The 24,743-nt window shown below is 65.7% G+C and carries 19 protein-coding genes; 11 read left to right on the top strand and 8 right to left on the bottom strand.

Going from position 1 to position 24,743, the window contains the following annotated elements:
* Positions 1-20: 20 nt before the first annotated feature.
* Positions 21-1,634: a DUF4261 domain-containing protein gene (locus DM806_RS27825; protein ID WP_179043831.1), complete on the bottom strand. Its 1,614-nt coding sequence runs from the start codon at positions 1,632-1,634 to the stop codon at positions 21-23.
* 118 nt (positions 1,635-1,752) lie between these two features.
* Here DM806_RS27825 and DM806_RS14085 point away from each other — a divergent pair, with 118 nt between their 5' ends.
* The 7 genes from DM806_RS14085 (at position 1,753) to DM806_RS14055 (ending at position 11,769) form a co-directional block, all read left to right on the top strand.
* Positions 1,753-2,052: a hypothetical protein gene (locus DM806_RS14085; RefSeq protein WP_256869320.1), complete on the top strand. Its 300-nt coding sequence runs from the start codon at positions 1,753-1,755 to the stop codon at positions 2,050-2,052.
* A gap of 8 nt (positions 2,053-2,060) precedes the next feature.
* Positions 2,061-4,157 (top strand): prolyl oligopeptidase family serine peptidase, encoded by a 2,097-nt coding sequence (locus DM806_RS14080; protein WP_179043830.1) that lies wholly within the window; start codon positions 2,061-2,063, stop codon positions 4,155-4,157.
* Between the two features lie 178 nt (positions 4,158-4,335).
* Complete coding sequence (locus DM806_RS14075; RefSeq protein WP_179044182.1) at positions 4,336-7,698, top strand: transglutaminase family protein; 3,363 nt, start codon at positions 4,336-4,338, stop codon at positions 7,696-7,698.
* A gap of 183 nt (positions 7,699-7,881) precedes the next feature.
* On the top strand, positions 7,882-10,248 hold the full coding sequence (locus tag DM806_RS14070; RefSeq protein ID WP_372859572.1) for a circularly permuted type 2 ATP-grasp protein: 2,367 nt from the start codon (positions 7,882-7,884) through the stop codon (positions 10,246-10,248).
* Positions 10,245-11,138, top strand: a complete 894-nt coding sequence (locus tag DM806_RS14065; protein ID WP_179043828.1) for a transglutaminase family protein — start codon at positions 10,245-10,247, stop codon at positions 11,136-11,138. Before DM806_RS14070 ends, DM806_RS14065 begins: the two co-directional genes overlap by 4 nt.
* Positions 11,135-11,314, top strand: coding sequence for a hypothetical protein (locus DM806_RS14060; protein ID WP_179043827.1), 180 nt, complete (start codon positions 11,135-11,137; stop codon positions 11,312-11,314). Before DM806_RS14065 ends, DM806_RS14060 begins: the two co-directional genes overlap by 4 nt.
* A gap of 104 nt (positions 11,315-11,418) precedes the next feature.
* Positions 11,419-11,769: a hypothetical protein gene (locus tag DM806_RS14055; RefSeq protein WP_179043826.1), complete on the top strand. Its 351-nt coding sequence runs from the start codon at positions 11,419-11,421 to the stop codon at positions 11,767-11,769.
* 82 nt (positions 11,770-11,851) lie between these two features.
* Here DM806_RS14055 and DM806_RS14050 read toward each other — a convergent pair whose 3' ends face one another.
* Together DM806_RS14050 and DM806_RS14045 are read right to left on the bottom strand one after the other, a co-directional pair.
* A complete protein-coding gene (locus DM806_RS14050; protein ID WP_179043825.1) occupies positions 11,852-13,222 on the bottom strand; it encodes a cytochrome P450 in 1,371 nt (456 codons plus the stop codon).
* A complete protein-coding gene (locus tag DM806_RS14045; RefSeq protein ID WP_179043824.1) occupies positions 13,219-14,352 on the bottom strand; it encodes a hypothetical protein in 1,134 nt (377 codons plus the stop codon). Before DM806_RS14045 ends, DM806_RS14050 begins: the two co-directional genes overlap by 4 nt.
* A 22-nt stretch (positions 14,353-14,374) precedes the next feature.
* Here DM806_RS14045 and DM806_RS14040 point away from each other — a divergent pair, with 22 nt between their 5' ends.
* Positions 14,375-14,668 carry a hypothetical protein gene (locus tag DM806_RS14040; protein ID WP_179044181.1) on the top strand — a complete coding sequence of 98 codons (294 nt, stop codon included), beginning with the start codon at positions 14,375-14,377 and terminating at the stop codon, positions 14,666-14,668.
* Between the two features lie 5 nt (positions 14,669-14,673).
* Positions 14,674-15,501, top strand: a complete 828-nt coding sequence (kdsA, locus tag DM806_RS14035; protein WP_179043823.1) for a 3-deoxy-8-phosphooctulonate synthase — start codon at positions 14,674-14,676, stop codon at positions 15,499-15,501.
* Between the two features lie 62 nt (positions 15,502-15,563).
* On the opposite strand, the gene DM806_RS14030 is transcribed toward kdsA, so the two are convergent.
* From DM806_RS14030 to DM806_RS14015, 4 genes are all read right to left on the bottom strand, one after another.
* On the bottom strand, positions 15,564-16,829 hold the full coding sequence (locus DM806_RS14030; protein ID WP_179043822.1) for a glutamate-5-semialdehyde dehydrogenase: 1,266 nt from the start codon (positions 16,827-16,829) through the stop codon (positions 15,564-15,566).
* 258 nt (positions 16,830-17,087) lie between these two features.
* Positions 17,088-18,191, bottom strand: a complete 1,104-nt coding sequence (locus DM806_RS14025) for a helix-turn-helix transcriptional regulator (protein WP_179043821.1) — start codon at positions 18,189-18,191, stop codon at positions 17,088-17,090.
* 111 nt (positions 18,192-18,302) lie between these two features.
* Complete coding sequence (locus DM806_RS14020; protein ID WP_179043820.1) at positions 18,303-18,950, bottom strand: class I SAM-dependent methyltransferase; 648 nt, start codon at positions 18,948-18,950, stop codon at positions 18,303-18,305.
* 128 nt (positions 18,951-19,078) lie between these two features.
* Positions 19,079-21,367: a CDC48 family AAA ATPase gene (locus tag DM806_RS14015; RefSeq protein WP_179043819.1), complete on the bottom strand. Its 2,289-nt coding sequence runs from the start codon at positions 21,365-21,367 to the stop codon at positions 19,079-19,081.
* Positions 21,368-21,704: 337 nt separating this feature from the next.
* On the opposite strand from DM806_RS14015, the gene DM806_RS14010 reads away from it, so the two are divergent.
* Both DM806_RS14010 and DM806_RS14005 read left to right on the top strand, forming a co-directional pair.
* Positions 21,705-22,586 (top strand): LysR substrate-binding domain-containing protein, encoded by an 882-nt coding sequence (locus tag DM806_RS14010; protein ID WP_179043818.1) that lies wholly within the window; start codon positions 21,705-21,707, stop codon positions 22,584-22,586.
* Positions 22,587-22,656: 70 nt separating this feature from the next.
* Positions 22,657-23,820: a GGDEF domain-containing protein gene (locus tag DM806_RS14005; RefSeq protein WP_179043817.1), complete on the top strand. Its 1,164-nt coding sequence runs from the start codon at positions 22,657-22,659 to the stop codon at positions 23,818-23,820.
* A 187-nt stretch (positions 23,821-24,007) separates the two neighbouring features.
* On the opposite strand, the gene DM806_RS14000 is transcribed toward DM806_RS14005, so the two are convergent.
* Positions 24,008-24,679, bottom strand: a complete 672-nt coding sequence (locus tag DM806_RS14000) for a glutathione S-transferase family protein (protein ID WP_179043816.1) — start codon at positions 24,677-24,679, stop codon at positions 24,008-24,010.
* Positions 24,680-24,743: the final 64 nt, after the last annotated feature.

The following is a 24,743-nucleotide window of genomic DNA, read 5'->3' as shown; positions in this document are numbered from 1 at the left end:
TAGACGATGCAGAAGGAGAGTTAAAGCCCCTTGCGACCGAAGCTGCCGGGCGCGCGACGGCCAAAGCCGCTGGGCGTGGGCCGGGCGCGCGGCGGCGATGGCTGCTGTTGCGGCGACGGCGGCGTGACGTCCGGGCGGGGCAGATCGGCCTTCGGCCTTGCGACTTCGGGCGCGTCGAATTCCAGCAGCATGGCGGGCACGCTGCGATCGCCCCGGTCGGCGCGGCTGTCGCCCAGGAAGCAGCGGGTCGAACGGTCGCTGGCATGATCGCCGATCGTGTCGCCATGGGTGATGACCGGACCGTTGATCAGCAGATAGCGCAGCACGCCGTTCAGCCGCTCCGCCACCTGCTCCAGCGTGCCAGGCGCGTTCCACAACTCCACCTCGAAACCGGCGAATGGCAGCATACCGCCGGTCGAGATGGAAATGGCGTCCGGCTCGGTCGAATGGAAGGCAGCCCAGGTCCAGAGCGTGATCGGCACTTCGTCGCTGCCGAGGATGGCGATCTGCTGGTAGACGCGCTGGACCGGCATCACCGTGCCGACCCCGGCATTGAATAGGCCGACGCAGCCATGGCGTTTGGCGGCAAGACCGATGAGCAGGGTCGCGACCTTCGCCACCTGACGCACGGCGAGGAAGTCGGCGGCGCGGGTGTCGAGGTCGATGGTGATGCTGTGGTGCAGCCGATGGCTGGCGATCGCCCGTTTGTCCTCCTCTATCAGGCCGTGGCTGCGCGCCTGCGCCTGGGCGAGGAGATAGGCGGGAAGCGGCCCCTGCCCGGTGTCGAAACGGATGGTCGCGCCGCGCCCGTGCAGCGCGCCATGGCTGATCCCGGTCTGGCCGACCGTCCAGTCGCCCGCCGGGTCGATCGCGCGCAGCCCCTCGCCCACCTGCCCCCAGTCGAGGATCAAGGGCTCACGCGCCAGCAGCACCATGGTCGGCAAGCGATCGGGTTGCGGCAGTTCATGGGCGAAGGCGGGTGGCTTGGTGAGGCCCATGCCGTCGGCAATTTCCCCCATGCCCTTTTCGTGCAGGATGCGGGCCATGGTTTCGTCCATGTCGCCAAGCCGCAGCGCCTGTTCCTGACTGAGGTTGGCATAACGCCCCTCCCCGCGTGGCGCGGCGCTGGCGGGGACATTTGGGGAGGGGGCGGCGCGGCTACCCTCGAAGGTGCTGGCGGGGCGGCCGAAATGGGCGAGCTTATCTAGCGATTCGCCCGCCAGCAGCGCCTTGGCGGCGCGCAGCGTCTCATCGCGGGAAAGCCAGCCGCCGCCGGGCAGCAATTGGCAGAGCGCGGCGTCGTCCGGCATCATCACCACGGAGGCGATCAGCAGCAGGACGCGGTGGGCGATCGTATCATTGTCCGTGGTCGGACGGCGGATTTCCAGATGCCAGCTGTGGACAGGCGCGTCGCCGGCGAGCGGTTCCGGCCGCGCGAACAGCTCGCAAAAGAGGATGGTCGCGTCGGTACGGCCGGCGATCAGTTGATGATCGCTCCACTGCGCCATGGTCTTCGCCCCGCCATCGTCATCCTCCCCGATCTGCCATTTGTAGAGCGGCAGTTGCGCGCTCAGCACCTGCCGCAATGGCGCGATGGGGAAGGGAACGGGCTGGGTGAAGACGATGATGGCCACGGGACGCGCCTGCCTGGATAGCCGAGGAGGCGCATAGCGTAGCGGATGGAGTTTAAGATCGGGTTAGGAACGGCTTGGAGCGCTTGCGGGATGGCGGACCAGCCCCTAGCTTTCATCCATGACGATGCCGACCGCCCCCGTCGATCTTTCCACCAAGGCCGGGCGCAAGGCCTTTCGGCATGAGATGCGCATGGTCGCGGTGCGGCCGCGGCGCTGGGGATTATGGCTGCTGGCGATCGGCGCGCTGCTGTTGATCGCGCCGTCGGCGCTGGATATCCACAGCCTGCTGGGATGGTCGCCGGTCTGGTTGGGACTGGTCGCCTGCCTTGCCGCGCTGCCGTTGCTGATCGCGGGCGCGGTGTTGCGGCGGCGATACAGGCGGGGGCGCCTGACCATCGGGGGAGCGCACGAGACATGAAGAAAAGGATGATGAGCTTGGTTTCCGCTGCCCTTCTGACCGGCGCCGGTGCGCCGCCCTCCCCGCCCTCCGATGCCGCAGACGATCCGTTCGTGTGGCTGGAGGACTGGACCGGCCCGCGCGCGATGCAGTGGGTGGAGGCGGAGAACAAGGCGACGGTCGCCGCTTTCCAGAACGACCCGCGCTATGCGGGCTACTATAAGGATGCGCTGGCCATCGCATCGGCCAAGGACCGGATCGCCATGCCGATGCTGATCCATGGCCGCGTCTATAATTTCTGGCGCGATGCCGATCATCCGCAGGGCATCTGGCGCTATACGAGCGAAGCCGATTATGCGACCGACGCGCCGCACTGGACGACGGTGCTGGACCTGGATGCGCTGTCGAAGGCGGAAGGGCGCAAATGGGTGTGGAAGGGCGCGACCATCCTCGATCCCGAGGAGCGGCTGGCGCTGCTCAACCTGTCCGACGGCGGCGAGGATGCCGTCACGCTGCGCGAGTTCGATCTAGAGACGGGCCGGTTCGTGAAGGGCGGGTTCGATATTCCCACCTCCAAGCAGAATGTGGACTGGCTGGACAAGGACACGCTCCTGATCGCGCGCGACTGGGGCGAAGGCTCCATGACCAAGTCGGGCTATCCATTCGTCATGAAGACGCTGAAGCGCGGCGAGCCGCTGGAGGCGGCCAAGGAGGTCTATCGCGGCGAGGCCAGCGATCAGGTCGGCACCTATCCGATCATCCTGGCCGACGGATCGGGCAACCGCGCCGCCTTCCTCTATCGCGGCGTCACCTTCTTCGGGAACGAAACCTGGCTGGTGACGGATGGCGGGGTGAAGAAACTGCCGTTGCCGACCAGGAGTAATCTGCAGGGCATGGTCGAGGGGCAGGTGCTGATCCAGACCAGCGAGCTATGGGTCAGCGGCGGCGTGACCGTACCTGCGGGCGCTCTGGCCGCCGTGCCATTGAAGGCGCTGCGATCGGGCGAGGTGCTGAAGCCGCAGATATTGTTCGCCCCCACGGCCCGCCAGTCGATCGACGGCGTGGCGACGACCAAGGGCCATGTGATCCTGGCGATCAATGACAATGTGCGCGGGCGGGTGCAGGTTCTCACGCCCGGCACCACAGGGTGGACGAGCAGGCCGGTAGCGTTGCCCGACAATGCCACCATCTCCATCGCGACCGCGACCGACAAGAATGACAAGGCCTATCTGGCGGTGGCGGGCTTCCTGGCGCCGACGACGCTCTGGGCGATGGATGCGGCCGATCCCAAGCCGGTGCAGGTGAAGGCGATGCCCGCGCGCTTCGACGCGGGGGGCCTTGTGGTCGAGCAGTTCGAAGCGTCCTCCACCGACGGGACGAAGATTCCCTATTTCATCGTCCATCGGAAGGACATGAAGACGGACGGCAGCACGCCGACGATCATGACCGCCTATGGCGGTTTCGAGGTGCCGATGACGCCCAGCTATGCCGCGATCACCGGCAAGCTGTGGCTGGAGCGGGGCAACAGCTTCGTCCTCGCCAATATCCGCGGCGGCGGCGAGTTCGGCCCGGCCTGGCATGAGGCGGGGCTGAAGACGAAGCGGCAGATCATCTATGATGATTTCGCGGCGGTGGCGCAGGATATCTTCGCACGGAAACTGTCGTCGCCAGCGAAGTTCGGCATCTATGGCGGATCGAACGGCGGGCTGCTGATTGGGGTCGAGTTCAACCAGCATCCCGACCTGTGGAATGGCGTCGTCATTCAGGTACCGCTGCTCGACATGATCCGTTATGAGCAGATCGCGGCGGGCGCGTCCTGGGTCGACGAATATGGCAGCGTGTCGGTGCCGGAGGAGAAGGCGTTTCTGGAAAAGATTTCGCCCTATGCGAACATCCGCAAAGGGGTGGCCTATCCGACGCCCTATATCTGGACCACGACCAAGGATGATCGTGTCGGCCCGCAACATGCCCGCAAGTTCGCCGCGCGGCTGAAGGAGTTTGGCCTGCCCTATCATTTCTATGAGGACACGGCAGGCGGCCATTCGGGCGACGCGGATATCGAGCAGGGTGCGCGGTTGCAGGCGATGCAGATGGTGTATTTCTCGCAAAGGCTGGAGGGGGAATAGAGCATCTCTCCCCAACTCGTCATGCCAGCGCAAGCTGGCATCTCATTGCCTTGCCGATCGCTCTTGGAGAAAGTGAGATCCCAGCGTTCGCTGGGATGACGGAAGGAAATGAGAGGAATCTTTGCCGTCGCAACGATTCCGCATTGCATTGCAGCAAAGCGTGGCGTCTGATCGGCTTATGCTCAAGGCCGCGCTGCACCACCTCACCGCCTACCGCTACAGCCGGCCGATCCGGCTCGGCCCGCAGGTCATCCGCCTTCGTCCCGCGCCGCATAGCCGCACCAAAGTGCCTAACTATGCGCTGAAGATCGAGCCGTCGGGGCATTTCCTCAACTGGCAGCAGGATCCGCACGGCAACTGGCTGGCGCGGATCGTCTTTCCAGATCCGGTCGATCATTTCTCGATCGAGGTCGACCTGCTCGCCGATCTCGACATCATCAATCCCTTCGACTTTTTCGTGGAGCCTTATGCGGAGGACTATCCCTTCGCCTATGACGAGCAGCTCAAGACCGACCTCGCCGCCTATTTCGACATCGAGGATCAGGGGCCGCTGTTCGATGCGCTGGTCGCCGAATATGACGGCCACCAGAGTCGCACGGTCGATTTTCTGGTCGAGGTGAACCGGCGGCTGCAACAGCGGGTCGGCTATGTCATCCGCATGGAAACGGGCGTGCAAAGCCCGGAGGAGACGCTGGATATCGGCACGGGGTCGTGCCGCGATTCGGCCTGGCTGCTGGTGCAGTTGCTGCGGCGGCTGGGCTTCGCCGCGCGGTTCGTGTCGGGCTATTCGATCCAGCTGGTCGCCGACGTCGAGCCGCTGGAAGGGCCGAAGGGCGTGACGCAGGACGTGGTCGACCTGCATGCCTGGGCGGAGGCCTATGTGCCGGGCGCGGGCTGGGTGGCGCTGGATGCGACCAGCGGCATGTTCGCGGGCGAAGGCCATATCCCGCTCTGCGCGACGCCCCATTATCGCTCCGCCGCGCCGATCAGCGGCATGGCCGAACCGGCCGAGGTAGATTTCCAATTCGCCATGGGCGTGTCGCGCATTGCCGAAGCCGTGCGGATCACAAAGCCCTTCACCGATGCGCGATGGGATGCGGTGATGGCGCTGGGGGCCAAGGTCGACGCCGACCTGCAAGCGCAGGACGTGCGCCTGACCACCGGTGGCGAACCGACCTTCGTCGCGCAGGATGGCGGCGATGCGGGCGAATGGAATGGCGACGCGGTGGGGCCGACCAAGGCAGGCTATGCCGACCGTCTGATCCGCAAGCTGCGCGCCGAATTCGCGCCCGGCGGCCTGCTGCATCATGGGCAGGGCAAATGGTATCCGGGCGAAAGCCTGCCGCGCTGGGCCTATGCCGTATACTGGCGCAAGGACGGCGTGCCGCTGTGGCGTGACGCGGACCTGATCGCAAACGATGAAGCGCCGGAAGGCGCGCGGGCGATGACGGCGGCGGACGCACAGGTCTTCATCGGCGCGATGGCGGGCAATATGGGCTTTTCCGCCGATTACACTCATGCCGTCTATGAAGACCCGGCAGTGTGGGCGGTCAAGGAAGCGGAACTGCCGGTCAACACGTCACCCGAAGCGCCCGAAATCAGCGATCCCGAAGCGCGGGCGCGGATGGTGAAGGCGTTCGAGCGTGGGCTGGACCAGCCGGTGGGCTATGTGCTGCCGGTGCAGCGCTGGCAGAGCGCCGTCGCCACGCCGCGCTGGCAGAGCGAGATCTGGCAGCTGCGCCGGGGCAAGTTGTTTGCGGTGCCGGGGGATTCGGCGCTGGGATACCGGCTGCCGCTGGGGTCGTTGCCCCATGTGCCGGAATCCGCCTATCCCTATATCCATCCGCGCGACACCAGCGAACCGCGCGGACCGCTGGGCGACTATCGCGCGCAGGTGAGCGAGGCCGCCACCCGCGAGGAGGTGCAGGCCCAGCCGGTGCAGCGCGTCGGCGAGGTCGAGGGCGGCGCGGCGCCGCAGGAGCGGGTGGAGCAGGTGCTGATCGAGGGTGCGGTGCGCACCGCGATCACGGTCGAGCCGCATGGCCATTATCTGTCGATCTTCCTGCCGCCGGTGCAGACGCTGGAAGATTATCTGGAACTGATCGCGCAGGTCGAGGCCGTGGCGGAGGCGACCCGCATTCCGGTGCGGATCGAGGGCTATGCCCCGCCGACCGACTCGCGCCTCAACGTGCTGAAGGTGACGCCCGACCCCGGCGTGATCGAGGTCAATGTCCAGCCCGCCGCCAGTTGGGACGAGACGGTGCGGATCACCGAGCGTCTCTATGCGCTGGCGCGCGAAGGCGATCTGACCGCCGACAAGTTCATGGTCGACGGACGATCGGTCGGCACCGGCGGCGGCAATCATATCGTGCTGGGCGGGCCGAGCCTGGAGGATTCGCCCTTCATCCGGCGGCCCGATCTGTTGAAAAGCTTCATCCTCTACTGGCAGCGGCACCCTTCCCTCTCCTATCTCTTCTCCGGCCTCGTCATCGGGCCGACGAGTCAGGCGCCGCGCATCGACGAGGCGCGGCATGACGGCCTCTACGAACTGGAGATCGCGCTGGCGCAAGTGCCCGATCCCACGGCCGAGGATGTGAACAGGTTGCCGCCGCCCTGGCTGGTGGACCGGCTGTTCCGCAACCTGCTGGTCGACGTGACGGGCAATACCCATCGCACTGAAATCTGCATCGACAAGATGTTCTCGCCAGATGGCCCGACCGGACGGCTGGGCCTGCTGGAGTTTCGTGGGTTCGAAATGCCGCCCGAGGCGCGCATGAGCCTGGCGCAGCAATTGCTGATCCGCGCGCTGACGGCGTGGTTCTGGCGCCAGCCGCAGCAGGGCGGGCTGGTGCGCTGGGGCACGGCGCTGCACGACCGCTTCATGCTGCCGCACTTCGTCTGGGCCGATTTTCTGGAGGTGCTGGGCGACCTCAAAGGCGCAGGCTATGACTTCGATCCCAACTGGTTCGAGGCGCAGCGGCAGTTCCGCTTCCCCATCCATGGGCAGGTGGATGCGGGCGGCGTCGGGCTGGAAATCACCCATGCGCTGGAGCCGTGGAACGTGCTGGGCGAAACCGGCGCGATCGGCGGCACGGTGCGCTATGTCGACAGTTCGACCGAGCGCTTGCAACTGCGCGCGACGGGTCTGGTCGCAGGGCGGCACATCGTCGCCTGCAACGGGCGGCAGGTGCCGATGACGGCGACCGCCGTGCCGGGTGAGGGCGTGGGCGGTGTGCGGTACAAGGCGTGGGCGCCGGCCAATTGCCTGCACCCCAACCTGCCGGTCAATGCGCCGCTGACCTTCGACATATTGGACAGCTGGAGCGGGCGGTCGCTGGGCGGCTGCGTCTATCATGTCGCGCATCCGGGCGGGCGCAATTACGACACGCTGCCGATCAACGGATATGAAGCGGAGTCGCGGCGCAAGGCGCGCTTTCAGGATCATGGCCATACGCCGGGATCGGTCGACATGCCGCCCGCCGAAATGCCGGGCGAATTCCCGATGACGCTCGATTTGCGGTTCCGCCATACAGGGCTATGATGCCGACGATGTGCCGCCCTCACCCTTCCCACTCGGCTGCGCCGAGCGGGCCCCTTCCCTCTCCCGTTGGGAGAGGGAGATTTGGGGCGTGATCCAGTGGACTCCCAAACAAAACTAGACTGGGCGGACGCCTATCTGGCGGCCGCGCCCAAGGGCGACCTGTTCGCGGGCGCATCGCCCGAGATGGCGGCGCACTGGCGGGCGATGCTGGAGCGGTTGTCGGCGCAGGCGAAGGGCGATCCCGCGACGCTGGCCGACCATGTCGGGCGGCAGGCGGCGGACCTTGGCCTCGCCTTCCGCCTGACCGGCGACGAGCAGGAGCGCGCCTGGCCGCTCGGCCCGGTGCCGCTGCTGATCGATGCCAAGGAATGGAGCCATATCGAGGCGGGGCTGACCCAGCGCGCCCAATTGCTGGAGCGGGTGGTCGCCGACATCTATTCCACCCAGACGCTGGTGCGCGAGGGCAAGCTGCCCGCCAGCATCGTCACCGGCAGTCCCCATTATTGGCGGGTCATTACCGGCACGCAGCCGCCGCACGGCCATTTCCTGCATTTCTACGCCGCCGACATCGGGCGCGGTCCGGGGGGCGAATGGCGGGTGCTGGCGGATCGGGTGCGGACGCCCGTGGGCGTCGGCTATGCGCTGGAAAACCGGCTGGCATTGTCGCGCGCGACCGGCGACCTGCTGGGCGCGATGAACACGCGGCGGCTTGCCCCCTTCTTCGCCGACCTGCGCCGGGGGCTGGCGGCCGATTGCGCCCGGTCGGACCCGCGCATCGGGCTGTTGACGCCGGGCCGGTTCAACCAGAGCTATGCAGAACAGGCGCATCTGGCGCGCTATCTGGGCCTGATGCTGGTCGAGGGCGACGACCTGATCGTGTCGGACGGGCGGCTGTTCGTGCGGACGATCCAGGGGCTGAAGCGAGTCGACGGGCTGTGGCGCTGGATGGACAGCCGGTTCATCGATCCGCTGGCGTTCGACAGCAAGTCGCGCATCGGCGTACCCGACCTGTATGACGCCTGCGCGCGCGGCGGGGTGATGGTCAGCAACTGGCCGGGCGCGGGGGTGATCGAATCGCGCGCCTTCGCCGCCTTCCTGCCGCAACTGGCGCGGGCGGTGCTGGGGTCTGACCTGATCCTGCCCAATATCGCGACATGGTGGTGCGGCCAGCCGCGCGAGCGCGCACATGTCGAGGCGCAGATGGACAATCTGGTCGTCGGTTCCGCCTTCGATCAGGATGTGGCGGGCCTGTCGGACACGCATTTCACGCCGGGTGCGTCGCTCGATGCGGCGCAGCGCGCGGCGTTGAAGGACGCCATGGCGCGGCGGCCGATGGACTATGTCGGACAGGAACTGGTGAAACTGTCCACCACCCCTGCGGTGATCGACGGACGGATTGCCCCCCTGCCCTTCACCCTGCGCATCTTCGTCGCGCGCGACGGGGCGGGGCAATGGCGGGTGATGCCGGGCGCCTTTGCGCGGCTGGCGGGGCATGGCGATATTCGCGCGGCGCTGATGGGCCGGGGCGACATGTCGGCGGACATGTGCGTGATCGACAGCAAGCCGGTGCCGCCCGACAGTTTGCTGGGACGTGGCGCGCCTGCGATCCGGCGGATCGGCGGGATGCTGCCCGCCAAGGCGGCGGACAATCTCTTCTGGCTGGGCCGCTATATCGAGCGGGCGGAAATGACGCTGCGGCTGATCCGCGCCATCGCGGGCGGATCGATCGAGGCGGACCTTGGCCCCTCGCTCGCCAGCCCCACCATGGCGCGGCTGGTCGGGCAGCTTGCTGCGTGGGGCGCGGTGCCAAGCAGCGGGGCTGCCATCGGGCCGCTCTGCGCCACGGCGCTGGGCGATGCGCGGCAGAGCGGCAGCGTGCGCGCGCTGATGGGCGTAGTCGGTAATATCGGCGAAGGGCTGCGCGACCGGCTGGCGAGCGATTTCTGGCGATTGGTGCGCCTGCCCCTGCCGACCTTCGACGGGGCGGTGACGGAAACGCTGCTCGACGCCTCTTCTCGTATGATCGAGCGGATTTCGGCGCTGGCGGGGCTGGCGGCTGAGAATATGGGGCGTAGCGACGGCTGGCGCTTCCATGACATGGGGCGGCGGATGGAGCGGGCGGTGAATGGTTGTCGCCTGATCGCGCTGTTCGGCGGGGATGGGGCGTCGGACGACGACCTGACCGTGCTGCTCGACCTGATGGACAGCCAGATCAGCTATCGCACCCGTTATCTGACCGGGCCGGCGCTGGCCCCGGTGCGCGACCTGCTGGCGCTGGAGCCGATCAATCCGCGCGCCATCGTCTATCAGGCGATGCGCATGGCGGAGCATGTCGCGGCGCTGCCGACCCTGCGCGCCGACGGGATGCCGGAGGAGCCGCGACGGCTGGCCGATGCGCTGGTGGCGCGGCTGGCGCCGCTGTCGGGCAATATGCTGACCATGGCGGATATCGGCGACGCGGAAAGCCGGCTGTTCGCTCTGTCCGACGCGATCGGGCAGCGTTATTTCCTTCAGGTCCACAAGACGCAGGATGCGGATATCCTCGCATGATCTACCATGTCCGGCACCGCACCCTGATCCATTATGCCGCGCCGGTGCGGCTGGCGCGGTTCAACCTGCGGCTGAAACCCGCGCCATGGCCGGGGCAATGGACGTCCGATTATGCGCTGGAGGTGGAGCCGAAGCCGACCATCGTCGAATCACGCCCCGGCGGCTGGCCCGTCCATGTCGCGCGGCTGGTGATCGAAAGCCCGATCCGGCAGCTGACCGTCGAAACCCGTTTCCGCATGGGGGTGCAGGGCGGCGCGATCCTGCCGCAGGACGATGACCCCACGATCGGCGCGGTGGCGCAGGCGGCGCTGGTCGACCGGGAGATGGGACCGGCGGCGCCCGCCCATTATCTTTATGCCTCGGCAAGGACGCCGATGCTGGCGGCTATCGGCGACTGGGTGGGAGCGGCGCTGGCGCCCGACCGGCCGATTGTCGCCGCCGCGCTGGAACTGGCGCTGCGGATACAGGCGGAGTTCGACTATCAGCCGGGCGTCACCGATGCAGGGACGCCGGTGGCGGACGCCTTTGCCGCGCGGCATGGCGTGTGTCAGGATTTTGCGCATGTGATGGTGGTCGCGCTGCGGCTGGCGGGACTGCCCGCCGCCTATGTCAGCGGCTATCTGCGCACCCTGCCGCCGCCGGGGATGCCCCGGCTGGTGGGCGCGGACGCCATGCACGCCTGGGTGATGCTGTGGTGCGGGCCGACGCGGGGGTGGATCGGCTTCGATCCCACCAATGGCTGCATCACCGGCGACGGGCATCTGTTCGTCGCGATGGGCCGCGACTATGCCGACGTCGCGCCGATGGACGGGCTGTTCGTCGGCGGCGCGGGCCAGAGCCTGTCGGTGATGGTCGATGTCGCGCCGGAAGAAGAAAAGGAAGTCGCATGATCGCCGCCGTCATCCTGGTGCTGGCGGGCCTCTATTGCCTTGCACGCGGCGTCATGGATTTGCGGGCGAAGCGCTGGGTCTGGGGCGCGCTGGGCATCGCGGCGGGGATCGCGATCATGGCCGCGCCGATTCCGACGCAGGTGTCGGTGGAGGTGCCGACTGGGGCTGCGCGATAGGGCGGTTGATAGCGGACTTGGGTGGCTAGGCGACTATCTTGTTTCGGTCTTGAAATGCGAAAAGCCGACTGGCAGAAATCGCTTTCGTCTTCTATCGTTTAACGATGAAGCGAGGAAAGATCGCAGCAGCAGCTATCATTGGTGTCGCAGCACTATACGCAATCTACTCGGCTGGATATCAGCGAGGTCATACCTCCGCATTACTGCGTGAGCGACGGGTTGTCGATTTTCGTGGCTCGGCTGCTCAGATTGATGATGCCATTGCCCGATGGGGTGCCAAAAATCATCAATCACAAGCTGATGTTCTGAAAGCACATTATCCTAAGGTCACCTACTTCCCCGCCAAAAACTGTGTCGAACTGGAGCTTGAATGGGGCTGGGCGGGTGGAAGCCCCATTTACTGCTATAAACCCAATACAAGGCAGCTAATTGAGGAGTATAGCGACGTCGAATGATGTCGGTCGGCAAAGGTGCGTGATCGGCTGCTTTCGGTTCATGGCAGTAGCCAGCTAATAGTCTAGAGGTGGTTGCTCCCCCTCACCCCACCCGCTCGAACATCAACGGCATCCCCGTCCTCGGCCGGATCGTGAGGCGGCTGATCGGTTCGGGCTTGAACCCCACCGGCACCGTCAGGCGGTGGCGGCGGATAACCGAGGCGATGACGGTCATCACCTCCTGCTGGGCGAAGCCCGCGCCGACGCAGACGCGCGGACCGCGGCCGAAGGGGAACCAGGCCTGTTTCGCCATGTCGGCATTGGCCGGATCGTCAAACCGGTCGGGATCGAAGGCATGGGGGCAGGCCCAGTTGTCCTTGTTGCGCTGGGTCAGCCAGGGAGCGACGACCAGCATCGCACCGGCCTCCAACTGCTTGTCGCGCATCGGCATCGGGCAGGTTACTTCGCGCGGGAAGAAGGAGACGGGCGGATAGAGGCGCAGCGTTTCCTTGAAGATGTTGCGGACCTGGCCCATGTCCTTGAGCATCGCGCCGGTCAGCGGCGCCTCGCCCGCAACGTCCGATATTTCGGCGCGCACGCGGTTCTGGATATGGGCGCATTCGGCGAGCATGTAGAGCGCCCAGGTCATGGTGCTTGCGGACGTTTCATGCCCGGCGAGGAAGATCGTCGACACCTGCTCCATCACCTGTTCGCAGGTGAAATGGATGCCGGTTTCGGGATGCTTCACCTCGATCAGTGACTGGAGAATGTCGCGCTGCTGCGTCTCGCCGCGCGCGTGAAAGGCTTCGTAGCGGGCCTCGACGATCGGGCGGAAGACGTCGTGGATGGCGCGGGCGGGTGTCTTCGACCGTTTTTCGAACCAGCCTGCGGGCAGGCCGTAGAGGCGCAGCATCGACGCGCTGTGGGCGAGCCGCTGGAACCGGCCGAAAGCGGTGTGGATGATGTTGGAGCGTTCCTCGTCCAGCGTCTGGCTGAACAGGGTGCGGAAGATGATGTCGGCCGCGACATGGGTCATCATCGGGTCGATATCGACGGGCTTGCTGCGGTCGGCCGCGTCGAGCCGCGCGAGCAGGTCGTCGGCGGCCGCAACCATCAGCGGCATGGAGCGCCCGAGCGCGGTATGGGCGAAGGCCGGGTTCACCATCGCGCGCTGGCTTTCCCAATCCGCGCCATTGGCGGAGAAGACCGAATTGCCGATCAGCGGATCGAGGTTGCGGACCAGTTCGCTATGCTTGGGATAGGCGGTGCCGCCGCGCAATATCTGATCGACCAGCGAGAGTTCGTTGGCGATATACATGGTGCGGCTGGGCAGGCGGATCTCGCCCATCTTCATTGTGTAGCTCTTGTCGAAAAGCACATGGATCCAGCTGTGCCAGCCGCTGAGGAACCGCTTGAGCAGGCCGCGCTTCGTTCTGGGCGGCTGGGGATAGGGCGGGGTAAAGAGGTCGGTCACGGGATCGTCCTGAAGGCGGCGACGGCGTCGTCCACGGTGCGGCGGCCTGCGGTCAGGCTGATGAAGTCGAGCGGGGAGAGGCGATCGCCCACGCGCAGATAGTCGAAATGCGCCTCATATTTGTTGGACCAGCCACCATGATAATTTTCGGCCAAGTAGAAGAGGTGGAAGCGCGGCGATAGCATGTCGACGCGGGCGGCAAATTGATCCGCGACAAGCCGGAACGGATTGACGTTGTAATAGGCCGCGCCATCGGGCGGAGAACTGATGTCGACATAGCGGAAAACCTTGTCGGCGAGCGCGCGCAGATCGTCATGATACCAGGCGGCGTCGCGGCGCAGGCCGATGACCGGCACCACCTGTCCCAGGCCGACCATCACGAAATGGTCGGGCAGGCTCCCGCCGCGCAGGGCGATGAGGCGGCGCATCAGGCGCATGCCGAGGATCGTGCCGGCGCTGTGGGTGACGAGTTGCACCTCGTCCCAGTCGCCGTCCAGTTCCTGCGCGATGCGGGCGGCGAACTGGTCGAGCCGCTCGTCCAGCGCCTCGCCCGGCCCCTCCGCCGCGAGCGCCCCATGATAGGTCATGAAGCGCAGCAGCCAGGGGACCACCAGCTTGGCGAGGATACGGCCCGACAGCAGCGCGCTGATCGCGATGCCGATGATCGCCCCGGCCCAGAAGGGCAGCAGCAGCGAGAGGAGCAGCGCGGGCACCAGCGCGAGGAACAGCGGGATCAGCATCGCGAGCAGCGGCGGATAGAGGATGGTGATGACCGGCCCCTTGCGCAGGCGGCGCATGCGCAGGAAATCCATCTGGCGGGCATGCCCCGCATAGGCGCGGGCCGCGCGCAGGGCGAGGCTGAACGGATTGCGGATCCACACCTTGCCGACCAGATCCTCCCAGCGGAGATATTCATAGTCGGTTTCGACCCCGGCCGCGGAGTTATCCACAGCCCAGACCGCCGACACCGTCGAACCGGCCACGCCCGCCTGCCGCCCGCCCACGGTCAGGGGCTGCCCGGTCAGCGCGGCGTGGCGCGCCGCCTGCTCGCGATAGAGCTGGTGGTAGAAACGCACGCCACGTGGGTCGAAGCCGCCGAGATAGAATGTTTTACGCTTGAACTTTTTCAACAGCATCGCCCTAATCGCGCGCATGACCACGCCCGAACGCGATTACTGCTATTTCATCGACCACCGCAAATACAACCGCAATGTCGGCTGCCGTAAACATGACAATATGTACGGCATCAACGGCGGCGGCAGCGAGCGCGACCGCTGGCGCGCGGACATGATCTTCTACCGCCACATGAAGGCCAATGGCGATCCGATGGCGCTGCCGTCGCTGCTCGCCTGCCTGGCGTTCGGCTGGTTCTGCTGGAATTATCACCCCGGCAAGGGATTGTGGCGCGGACAATTGTTGCGCCGCTTCGCCAAAGCGCCCAAGTGAGCGGCATGAGCGATCCCAAGCATGTTGAGGTCGGCCCGGTCACGATCGGGAACGACCTGCCCTTCGTCCTGATTTCCGGTCCCTGCCAGATCGAGAGCCGCGACCATGCGCTGTTCATGGCCGACGCGCTGGCGAAGGCGGCTTCGAGCGCGGGCGTGCCCTTCATCTTCAAGAGCAGCTTTGACAAGGCGAACCGCACGTCGGTGTCGGGCAGGCGTGGCGTGGGCATTGATGCCGGCCTCGCGATCCTGGCCGAGGTGAAGGCGACGCTGGGTTGCCCGGTGCTGACCGACATTCACGGGCCGGAGCAGGTGGAGGCGGCGGCGCAGGCTGTGGATATCCTCCAGATTCCCGCCTTTCTCTGCCGCCAGACCGATTTGCTTATCGCGGCAGGCAAGACCGGCGCGGTCATCAACGTCAAGAAAGGCCAGTTCCTCGCCCCCTGGGACATGGCGGCGGTGGCGCAGAAAGTCGCTTCGACCGGGAACGAGCGCATATTGCTGACCGAGCGCGGGGCGAGCTTCGGTTACAACACGCTAGTCAGCGACATGCGCGCGCTGCCGACGATGGCACAGACCGGCTATCCGGTGGTGTTCGACGCCACCCATTCGGTGCAGCAGCCCGGTGGGCTTGGCTCCGCTTCGGGCGGGCAGCGCGAGTTCGCGCCGCTGCTGGCGCGCAGCGCGGTGGCGGCGGGTGTCGCGGCGATCTTTGCCGAGGCGCATGACGATCCCGACACTGCGCCGTCCGACGGACCGGTGATGTTGCCGCTGGAGTGGGTCGCACCGATGCTGGAAAAGCTCAAGGCGATCGACGGGGTGGTGAAGGGGTAAACTCCCCCCTCCGTTCGTCCTGAGCTTGTCGAAGGACAAGGCTGAGCGGAATAAACAGTTTCTTACGGCCGTGTCTGCCCGGTCCCGCGCACGATCCACTTGTAGGTGGTCAGCCCTTCCAGCGCGACCGGGCCGCGGGCGTGGAGGCGGCCGGTGGAAATGCCAATTTCCGCGCCCAGCCCGAATTCGCCGCCGTCGGCGAATTGGGTGGAGGCGTTCCACATCACGATCGCGCTGTCGACCGCATTGAGGAAATGCTCGGCCTTGGTCGCGTCCTCGGTAATGATCGCGTCGGTATGATGGCTGGCATGGGCGGCGATATGGGCGATGGCTTCGTCCACACCGTCGACCAGACGGATCGAGACGATGGCGTCGAGATATTCGGTATCCCAATCCTCGTCAGCGGCCGCGACAACACGGTTGTCCATCGCCTGCACCGCCTCGTCGCCGCGCACTTCGCATTTGGCGTCGAGCAGCGCCTGCACCAGCGCGGGCGCGGCACCATAGGCGCGGTCGATCAGCACCGTCTCGGTCGATCCGCAAATGCCGGTGCGACGCATCTTGGCATTGACCACCAGGCTTTGCGCCATGGCGGGATCGGCCGCGCCGTCGACATAGCTGTGGTTGATGCCGTCGAGATGGGCGAGCACGGGAACGCGCGCCTCTTCCTGCACACGCGCGACCAGGCTCTTGCCGCCGCGCGGGACGATCAGGTCGACGAACTCGGACGCCTTGAGCAGCGCGCCGACCGCCGCGCGATCGGTAGTGGGGACGAGCTGCACCACATCGGCGGGCAGGCCGGCGGCGACGATCCCTTCCACCATGGCGGCGTGGATGGCGCGGTTGCTTTCCTTCGCCTCGCTGCCGCCGCGCAGGATCACGGCATTGCCGGCGCGCAGGCAGAGGGCTGCCGCGTCGGCGGTCACATTGGGGCGGCTTTCGTAGATGATGCCGATGACGCCCAGCGGCACGCGTATGCGCGACAGTTCCAGCCCATTGGGGCGAACCACCGTGTCGATGACGCTGCCCAGCGGGTTGGCGAGGCTGGCCACCTGCTCCACCCCGGCGGCCGCGCCGGCGATCCGCTCCTCATCCAGCTTCAGCCGGTCGAGCATGGCGGGCGACAGGCCGTTGGCGGCGGCATTTTCCATGTCGCGGGCATTGGCGGCGATAATCGCCGGCGCCTGATCCCGGAGCGCCTGGGCCGCACGGCGCAGGGCGTCGGCCTTCTGCGCGTCGCTGGCCTGCGCGATCACGGCCGAAGCGTTCCGCGCACGCGCGCCGAGCATCGCGATCAGCATTTCGGGGGTCTGGGTCAGGTCGTTCATCAGGGGTCTCGCCATCCAATCGGGCGGCGGCTTAGCATGAAAGCGGGGGAAGCCAAAGGGCGCAGGCGAAAGCCCCTTTGTGCCAGCGGCCGAACCATGGGTCGCATATGATCCGGCCGCCAGCTGGCAGACGATGCTGCCATATCCATGGTTAGACGAAAGCGGCGCGGCGCACATACCCCGGTAGGGGTAGGCTGAAAAAATTCTGACCGAATATCCTTGATTTGAGTTAGCTCGGCCCTGTCCCTAAGGCCATGGTCAGTGGCTGAGCAGGCCGACCAGCCGGACAAGCTGCGACTCCCGGTTGCAGCCGGTCTTTTCATAGACGCTGCGCAACTGGACCTTGAGCGTTTCGACGGAGACGCCTCGTGCCACCGCGATTTCGGCCCTTGCCTGGCCGGACGCCAGCCGGATGGCGATATCCGCCTCCGCCGGCGTCAGGCGGAAGCTGCGCATCAGCAGTTGCACATGCCGGTCGGTGGGCGCGCCGACCCGCGCGATCGCGATCGCGCGCGGAGCAAAGGGCAACGACCAGGGGCGCGCTGGCAGGGGGTGAAATTCCATCATGATGGCAACCCCGCCGCCTTCGTCCGCCAGCGGAACCGGATCGGCGGGCTGGTCGGGCCGTTCGATCACATTGCGCACCGATCGCAGGATGGCGCGGCTTTCCGCCATGCGGTCGCTGGCTAGCCAGCCATCGATGATGCGGATACGGCTGGAGGACAGCAGCGCCTCGGCGCGCGGGGTCATGCCGCCGATCCGGCCGGTGCCGTCAAGCAGCCAGCAGGCGCGGTCCATTGATTCGAATGTGCCGGAGAGCAGGGCGAATCCCTGTTCCTCGATCGCCTTTTGCAGGCGCACCGCCATGCGGGCTTGGCCGGCGATGGCGGCGAAGAGGTCGCGCTCTTCCTCATCGGTGCGGCCATCCTTGCTATTGCGCAACAGGGCAAGGCCGATCATCGACATCCTGTCGCAGGCCAGCCAGCTATGACAGCCGTCGAAAATGTCGAGGTCGGAGCAGAGGTCCAGATAGTCGTCGGCGCGCAGATTCTGACGGGCGATGTCATAATGGGCTTCATGCACGATATCGGGCCGTCCGGGCAGCATATCGGCAGCGATCCGAAAATTGAGGTCTGGCGCGCCCTGATCGATGCAAGCCGTCCGTTTGACGACGAGGCTCTCTTCAATGTCGCTGATCCAATTGAACGAGACAGCGCGCGGCCCAAAGCCGATCATCTGTCCATGGCGAGAGCCGGTGGCGCGCGCCATCGCCTGGATCGCATCGCCCCAGAGATGCGGCTCCAGCGCCGCGGACAAGAACATATCCGCCCACGCATCCGTCTTCATGACCGATGATGCCATCACCGATTCCCCCCTGCCCCGCACCATCGCTCGCGCACCCGCAAGGCGGAGTCAATCGATGAGCGGGATCAAGGGGTTGAAAAGACCCAAATTCTGATCTGGATCAATAAATCAGGCCGCCTGGGCGAGAATATCCTCCTTCACCGCGCGCACCATGCGACAGGGCGGGATGTTGCGCCATTCGAGTCGGTCGCTGACATCGCCGAAGACGGGATCGAGCAGGCGGCGGACATAGCGCGAATATTGGTAGATCAGGAATTCGCCGCCCGGCCGCAACGCCGCGCGGGTTTCGGCACAGATCGCTGCCCCCACGCCGTCGGGCAAGGTCGAGAAGGGAATGCCGGACAGGACATAGTCGGCCTGGCGATGGCCCGCCTCCCGCACGAAGCGGCGCACGTCGGCGGCCGAGCCATGGACGATGCGCAGCCGCGGATCGTCGATCTGCGCTTCGAGCCAGGCGACGAAATCGAGATTGAGGTCGATTGCGAGCAGGGTCGCATCGGGATGCAGCCGTTCGAGGATCGGGCGCGTGAAGGTGCCGACCCCTGGCCCATATTCGACGAACAGACGCGTGCGGTGCCAGTCGACCTGATCCAGCATCGCATCCACCAATGTCTGCGACGAGGGAATGATCGAGCCGATCATGCCCGGATGCTTCACGAACTGGCGGAAAAACATGCCCCACTGGCTGAGGAAGGAAGCGCCCGTGGCGCGCGTCGAAAGTGTTTTTGTCTTATCTTTGAAGGGAGTGGAGGCCATCAATTTCCGCCTGTGTGACTGTCCGATTCGGCGTCGCAAAATTGATGCCCGCTGGCAAGCGGCTTTGCGCGCCATGAGTCGGGAACGCGCGGGCGGCGGATGGGTTCATTCCGCCGCCCGGCCGAGGCCTAACGCTCGCGCGAGCGCAACATCCCCGGCGTCACGAAGCCGATCGGATCGACCTGCATCGCGCTCTGTTTCAGCGTCGCCTGGATCTGCTCATATTCGCGCTCCATCTCGGGGGTGACGGACGCGCGGGTTTCCTCCAGCGCCGCCTCGAAATGGGCCATGGTGACGGCCTCGACGCGGAGCGACTGGCGCAACGCGATCAGGCCGGCACGACGCGACAGATCTTCGAGGTCCGCGCCGGTGAAGCGCTCGGTCCGCTCCGCCAGCACGTCCAGATCGACATCGTCGGCCAGCGGCATCTTCTTCGTATGGATCGTCAGGATGCGCCTGCGCCCGGCCTGGTCGGGGACGGGCACATAGATCAGCTCATCGAAGCGTCCGGGGCGGAGCAGCGCCGGATCGACCAGCGTCGGCCGGTTGGTCGCGCCGATCACCACCACCGATTGCAGTTCTTCCAGCCCGTCCATCTCGGCGAGGATGGTGTTGACCACCCGCTCCGTCACCGCCGGTTCGCCCAGGCCGCCGCCACGCGCGGGGACGAGGCTGTCCAGTTCGTCGATGAAGATGACCGTCGGCGCCACCTGCCGCGCGCGGGCGAAGAGACGGGCGATCTGCTGCTCGCTCTCGCCATACCATTTGGACAGGAGGTCGCTCGACTTGGTGGCGATGAAGTTGGCCTGCGCCTCCCGCGCGACCGCCTTCGCCAACAGGGTCTTGCCGGTGCCGGGCGGGCCGTAGAGCAGGAAGCCCTTGGCCGGGCGGATGCCGATACGACGGAACGCCTCGGGATCCTTGAGCGGCAGCTCCACCCCTTCCTTGAGGCGCATCTGCGCATCGTCGAGACCACCGATATCGGACCAGCCGATATTGGGCGCCTGCACCATCACCTCGCGCATGGCGGACGGCTGGACACGCTTTATCGCGGCCATGAAGTCCTCCCGCGTGACGGAGAGTTCCTCCAGCACGTCGGGCGGAATCGTCCCTTCCTCCAGGTTGAGGCGCGGCATGAAGCGGCGCACCGCCTCGATCGCCGCCTCGCGCGTGAGGGCGGCGAGGTCGGCGCCGACGAAGCCATAGGTCATCCGCGACAATTCGCTGAGGTCGACCCGGTCGCCGAGCGGCATGCCGCGCGTGTGGATGCCGAGAATCTCGCGCCGACCGCGATCGTCGGGCACGCCGACGACGATTTCGCGGTCGAAGCGGCCGGGACGGCGCAGCGCCTCGTCGATCGCCTCTGGCCGGTTGGTCGCGGCGATGACGACGAGGTTGGTGCGCGGCTCCAGCCCGTCCATCAGCGTCAGCAACTGGGCGACGAGACGCTTCTCCGTCTCCCCAGTCACCTGGCCGCGCTTGGGCGCGATAGAATCGATCTCGTCGATGAACAGGATCGAGGGCGCGGCCTTGGCGGCTTCCTCGAAAATCTCGCGCAGCTTCTTTTCCGACTCGCCATAGGCCGATCCCATGATTTCCGGGCCGTTGATCAGGAAGAATTCGGCTTCCGATTCATTGGCGACGGCGCGGGCGAGCCGGGTCTTGCCGGTGCCCGGCGGGCCATGGAGCAGCACGCCCTTGGGCGGATCGACGCCCAGCCGCTCGAACAGTTCGGGATAGCGCAGCGGCAGTTCGACCATCTCGCGCAGCTGGTCGATCGTATCGGCCATGCCGCCGACATCGTCATAGGTTACGTCGGCACGGCGCGCCTCGCGCGGTTCCTCATATTCGGCGCGCAGCTCCACTTCCGTCTCGGCATCGATGTGGACGATGCCCTTGGGCACGGTCGACACGACGATCAGGCGGATTTCCTGGAGCGCATAGGCGGGCGCGGCGAGCATCTGGCGCAGCTGCGGCGGCATGTCGCCGGGGGGTACCTGTTGTTGCCCGGCCGTTGCCACAACGTCGCCCGATGTAAGCGGGCGTTGAAAGAAAACACGCTTCAAGGCGTCGGGATTGCCCTGCAACCGCAGATTATTTTGTGCAGGTGCGAACACGACGCGCTGGGCCGCCCGCGTTTCCACCTTAGCGATCTGGACGAAGTCGCCCGACCCCACACCGGCATTGGCGCGCTGCAGACCGTCGAGGCGGAGAACGTCCAGACCCTCATCTTCCTTGTAGGGCCGCACCACGCGCGCGGGCGTCGGCCGCTTGCCCATGATTTCGATGACATCGCCTTCGCTGAGCTGCAGTTCCGCCATCACGGCCAGCGGCAAGCGCGCCAGTCCGCGCCCTGCGTCCTCCGGCCGCGCATTGGCGACCTGAATCCTACGCCCTGTTTTTTCTTGATCGCCCACGAGCCATCCCCGTCCTTGTCGTTCGCGTAACGAGATAGGAAACGCGATCGCGTTCGGAAAGAGCCACCGTCACGATGAGGCGGGACAAAAAAAGGGCCAGCTCGTAAGCCAGCCCTGAAAGTTTTTAGGAGAGGATGCCTGAAAGGCCCCTTTTATGTGCGCTGCGGCGTGATTTTTTGCAAGTGCGAAATAATTCGACGAGTTGCAAAAAATGCATCTTGCCAATCCCGGCTTTTTCCTGCTCATTACGGATAGGATGCTTGGAACCGGAACGCGCGCCGTTCGATAAATAGAATTGACGCGGCGCAGCGGATCGGCTTCGGACTTAAAACATATTATGCGCAGATTGCCGCCCCTTACGGCCCTTGAGGCTTTTGTTCAGGTTGCCCGCCTTGGCTCGGTCAAGGCCGCCGCCGAAGAACTCGCCCTGTCGACGCCCGCGCTCAGCCGCCGCGTGCAGGCGCTGGAACGCTTCATCGGCCGGCCTCTGTTCGACCGCAAGCACCAGGCGCTGGAGATCAATGCCGACGGCCAGAGGCTGCTGGACGATATCGCCCCGGCGCTCGATTCGCTGAGCCAGGCGCTGGAAAATATCCAGAGCGGGGGCAACCAGCTGCGGCTGCGGCTGGCGGTGATGCCGCTGTTCGCGACCCAGCGCCTCTTCCCCCATCTGGGCCGGCTGCGGCAGCAGCATCCCCAGCTCCATATCGACATCGAAACCACGCCCCATGCCGTCGCGCGGCTGGGCGAAGGCCTGGACGCGGCGATCGTGCTGATGGCCAAGGATATCGATTCGGCGCTCTATGCGCATGAGCTGGATCATGAGGAAGTCTATCTGATCGGCCGACGCCAGTTGCTGGACGGACCGCATGCGCTCAATTCGCCTGAAGAACTGACGCAGCATACCATCCTGCTTCATCGCGACATGGCCCTGTCCTTCGAAACGTGGAAGGAGGCAGCAGGCCTGCCGGATCTCCAGCCGCTGGCGATCGACAATTATGATTCGGGCCAGCTGATGCTGGAGGCGGCGGCGCAGGGACTGGGCGTGGCGGTGATGCATGCCAGCCATTTCGAACAGGCCAACGACCCTCGGCTGGTGCGCCTCTTCCCGATCCATGTCGACAGCCCATACCGGTATTTCTTCGTGTGCCGGCCCCGCGCGCTCCAGACGCGTGCCGTGCGCATCTTCCGCGACTGGTTGGTGGCGGCCGACATATGATCGGCACGGCGCCCATAATTCTTCATGGGCGCAGCCTTAACCTTGTTTCGTTGCCGTCGTTATAGCGGACATGACCGGGGCAATCTCTTCATCCGCAAGTCCGCAGCATGGACTGACCGACCGCCTGGCGCGCTGGGCAAGGGGGCTTTCAGGCAAGGCCGAGACGGAGGAGGAGGAGCCCGAAACGGAGCAGCGCGTGCGCGCCGGTGGGGCCTCCAATCGGGAGATCAACCGACGGCGCCAGCTTTATGCCGATATCGGCGATTTCCTCTTTGCCCATGATCTGGACCTGACGCCGATCAATTTCAGCGTCGCGCTCGACTATCTGACCGGCGCCAATATCGGCGTGGAGAAGGCGATCCGCGCGGTGATGATGGAGCGCGGCACCATCACCAACGGCTGGATCGAATCGATCGCCGCCGAACAGCGCGCCGACGAGATCACGCCCGAATCGCTGTCCTCGATGCTCGACAAGGTCGAGGAGAATCTGGACCAGTTCACGGGCCTGATGCATGAATCGCGCAATTCGGCCAAGGATTATGGCGCCGCGCTTCAGGAGCAGGCCAAGGATCTGGCGGCCGGCGGCGACAGCGAGTCCATCCTGTCCCGCCTGGTCGGGCTGACCCGGTCGATGGTGGAAAAGACGCGACAGGTGGAGAGCCAGCTGCGCGACAATCAGAAACAGACCCAGGCGCTGAAATCGAGCCTGGAAAGTGCGCGCCGCGCGGCCGAGCATGACCATCTGACCGGCCTGCCCAACCGCCGCGCCTTCGAAGCCGTGCTGCGCGACGAACTGGCGCTGGCGCAGGAGCAGCAGGAGGCGCTTTCGGTCGCCTTCTGCGATATCGACCATTTCAAGATCATCAATGACACCCATGGCCATGACACCGGCGACCGGGTGCTGAAATTCGTCGCCGGGCTGCTGGCGAAGGCATCGGACGACCGCTGCCATGTCGCGCGCCATGGCGGCGAGGAGTTCGTGATGCTGTTCCGCGGCAAGACCGCGGCGGAAACCTGCGAGGCGGTGGACGGCGTGCGCGAGGATCTGGCCAACCGGACCCTCGTCAACCGCACCAATGGCGAGCGCATGGAGCGGGTGAGCTTTTCCGCCGGCGTCGCCAATGTCCTGGCCTATGAAGACCCGCGCGGGGCGCTCAAGGCCGCGGACCGGGCGCTCTATCTGGCCAAGGAGCATGGCCGCAACCGCGTCTATCTCGCGGCGGAGACGGATTGAGGGCTTTATTTGTTGTTCGGCTGCGCCGAACAGGGCCGGTACCGAGCCGAAAATGCTTTCAGGGCATTTTCAGGAAAAGTTTCTCAGAGCGCGCTACGTTAAATCTGACGCGGGTCGCGCGCTCCAAGTCTTTGTTGTCGCATCGTTTCAAGCGCAAAACCGGTGCCCACTTTTGCGCGCGATGCTCTTAAAAATCCGGCTTTTCATAATGGGGCGGAGGGGTGATGACCTCCATCCGTTCCGACAGCAGCGGCCGGAAGGACGGGCGCGACTTGAAGCCCGCATACCAGCGCCTGACCGGCTCATGCCCGGCCCAGTCGATACCGCCCAGATAGTCCGCCACCGACAGATGCGCCGCCGCGGCAATATCGGCCAGGCTGAGCGTGCCCCCCGCCATCCAGCTGCGATGGTCGAGCAGATAATCCATATAGTCCATATGGACGTTGGCGCGCTTCATCGCCTCGCGCAGGACGCGCGCGTCGGGTGATGTGCGCTCGACCAGCCGCTTCTTCATCCGCTCGTGCAGCAGGGGGCCGACCACATCGCCATAGAAATTCTGGTCGAAGAAGGCAGTCAGCCGCCGCACCTCCGCCCGGCCCGCCGCCGTGCCGGAGATGAGCGGGAACTTCTCCACGGTCTCCTCGAAATATTCGCACATCGCCTGGCTGTCGATCAGGGTGATGCCGCGTTCCTCGTCCACCATCACCGGCGTCGTGCCGGCCGGGTTCAGGTCGAGAAATTCGTCGCGCATCGCCCAGGGGGATTCGCGCACCAGATCATAGCCGATCCCCTTCTCGCCCAGCAGCAGCCGAACCTTGCGGGAAAAGGGACAAAGCGGGAATTGATAAAGGAGCCACATAGAGGATTCCTGTTAGGCGCGAGCACGCAAAGGGGAAAGCGGCAAATTGCGGAAATGAGACGCA

The organism is Sphingobium lactosutens (assembly GCF_013393185.1).
GTDB lineage: Bacteria > Pseudomonadota > Alphaproteobacteria > Sphingomonadales > Sphingomonadaceae > Sphingobium > Sphingobium lactosutens_A.
The sequence above is the reverse complement of the archived record's forward strand: the minus strand, read 5'-3'. Positions and strand labels throughout refer to the sequence as shown.

Excerpts from the sequence above, each read along its gene's own strand:
- DM806_RS14060 (WP_179043827.1), top strand. The coding sequence starts at position 11,135 with ATGATCGCCGCCGTCATCCTGGTGCTGGCGGGCCTCTATTGCCTTGCA.
- DM806_RS14040 (WP_179044181.1), top strand. The coding sequence starts at position 14,375 with ATGACCACGCCCGAACGCGATTACTGCTATTTCATCGACCACCGCAAA.
- DM806_RS14000 (WP_179043816.1), bottom strand. The coding sequence starts at position 24,679 with ATGTGGCTCCTTTATCAATTCCCGCTTTGTCCCTTTTCCCGCAAGGTT.
- DM806_RS14075 (WP_179044182.1), top strand. The coding sequence starts at position 4,336 with ATGCTCAAGGCCGCGCTGCACCACCTCACCGCCTACCGCTACAGCCGG.
- kdsA (WP_179043823.1), top strand. The coding sequence starts at position 14,674 with ATGAGCGATCCCAAGCATGTTGAGGTCGGCCCGGTCACGATCGGGAAC.
- DM806_RS14085 (WP_256869320.1), top strand. The coding sequence starts at position 1,753 with ATGACGATGCCGACCGCCCCCGTCGATCTTTCCACCAAGGCCGGGCGC.
- DM806_RS14010 (WP_179043818.1), top strand. The coding sequence starts at position 21,705 with ATGCGCAGATTGCCGCCCCTTACGGCCCTTGAGGCTTTTGTTCAGGTT.
- DM806_RS14025 (WP_179043821.1), bottom strand. The coding sequence starts at position 18,191 with ATGGCATCATCGGTCATGAAGACGGATGCGTGGGCGGATATGTTCTTG.
- DM806_RS14080 (WP_179043830.1), top strand. The coding sequence starts at position 2,061 with ATGATGAGCTTGGTTTCCGCTGCCCTTCTGACCGGCGCCGGTGCGCCG.
- DM806_RS14055 (WP_179043826.1), top strand. The coding sequence starts at position 11,419 with ATGAAGCGAGGAAAGATCGCAGCAGCAGCTATCATTGGTGTCGCAGCA.
- DM806_RS14070 (WP_372859572.1), top strand. The coding sequence starts at position 7,882 with ATGGCGGCGCACTGGCGGGCGATGCTGGAGCGGTTGTCGGCGCAGGCG.
- DM806_RS14065 (WP_179043828.1), top strand. The coding sequence starts at position 10,245 with ATGATCTACCATGTCCGGCACCGCACCCTGATCCATTATGCCGCGCCG.
- DM806_RS14030 (WP_179043822.1), bottom strand. The coding sequence starts at position 16,829 with ATGAACGACCTGACCCAGACCCCCGAAATGCTGATCGCGATGCTCGGC.
- DM806_RS14005 (WP_179043817.1), top strand. The coding sequence starts at position 22,657 with ATGACCGGGGCAATCTCTTCATCCGCAAGTCCGCAGCATGGACTGACC.
- DM806_RS14020 (WP_179043820.1), bottom strand. The coding sequence starts at position 18,950 with ATGGCCTCCACTCCCTTCAAAGATAAGACAAAAACACTTTCGACGCGC.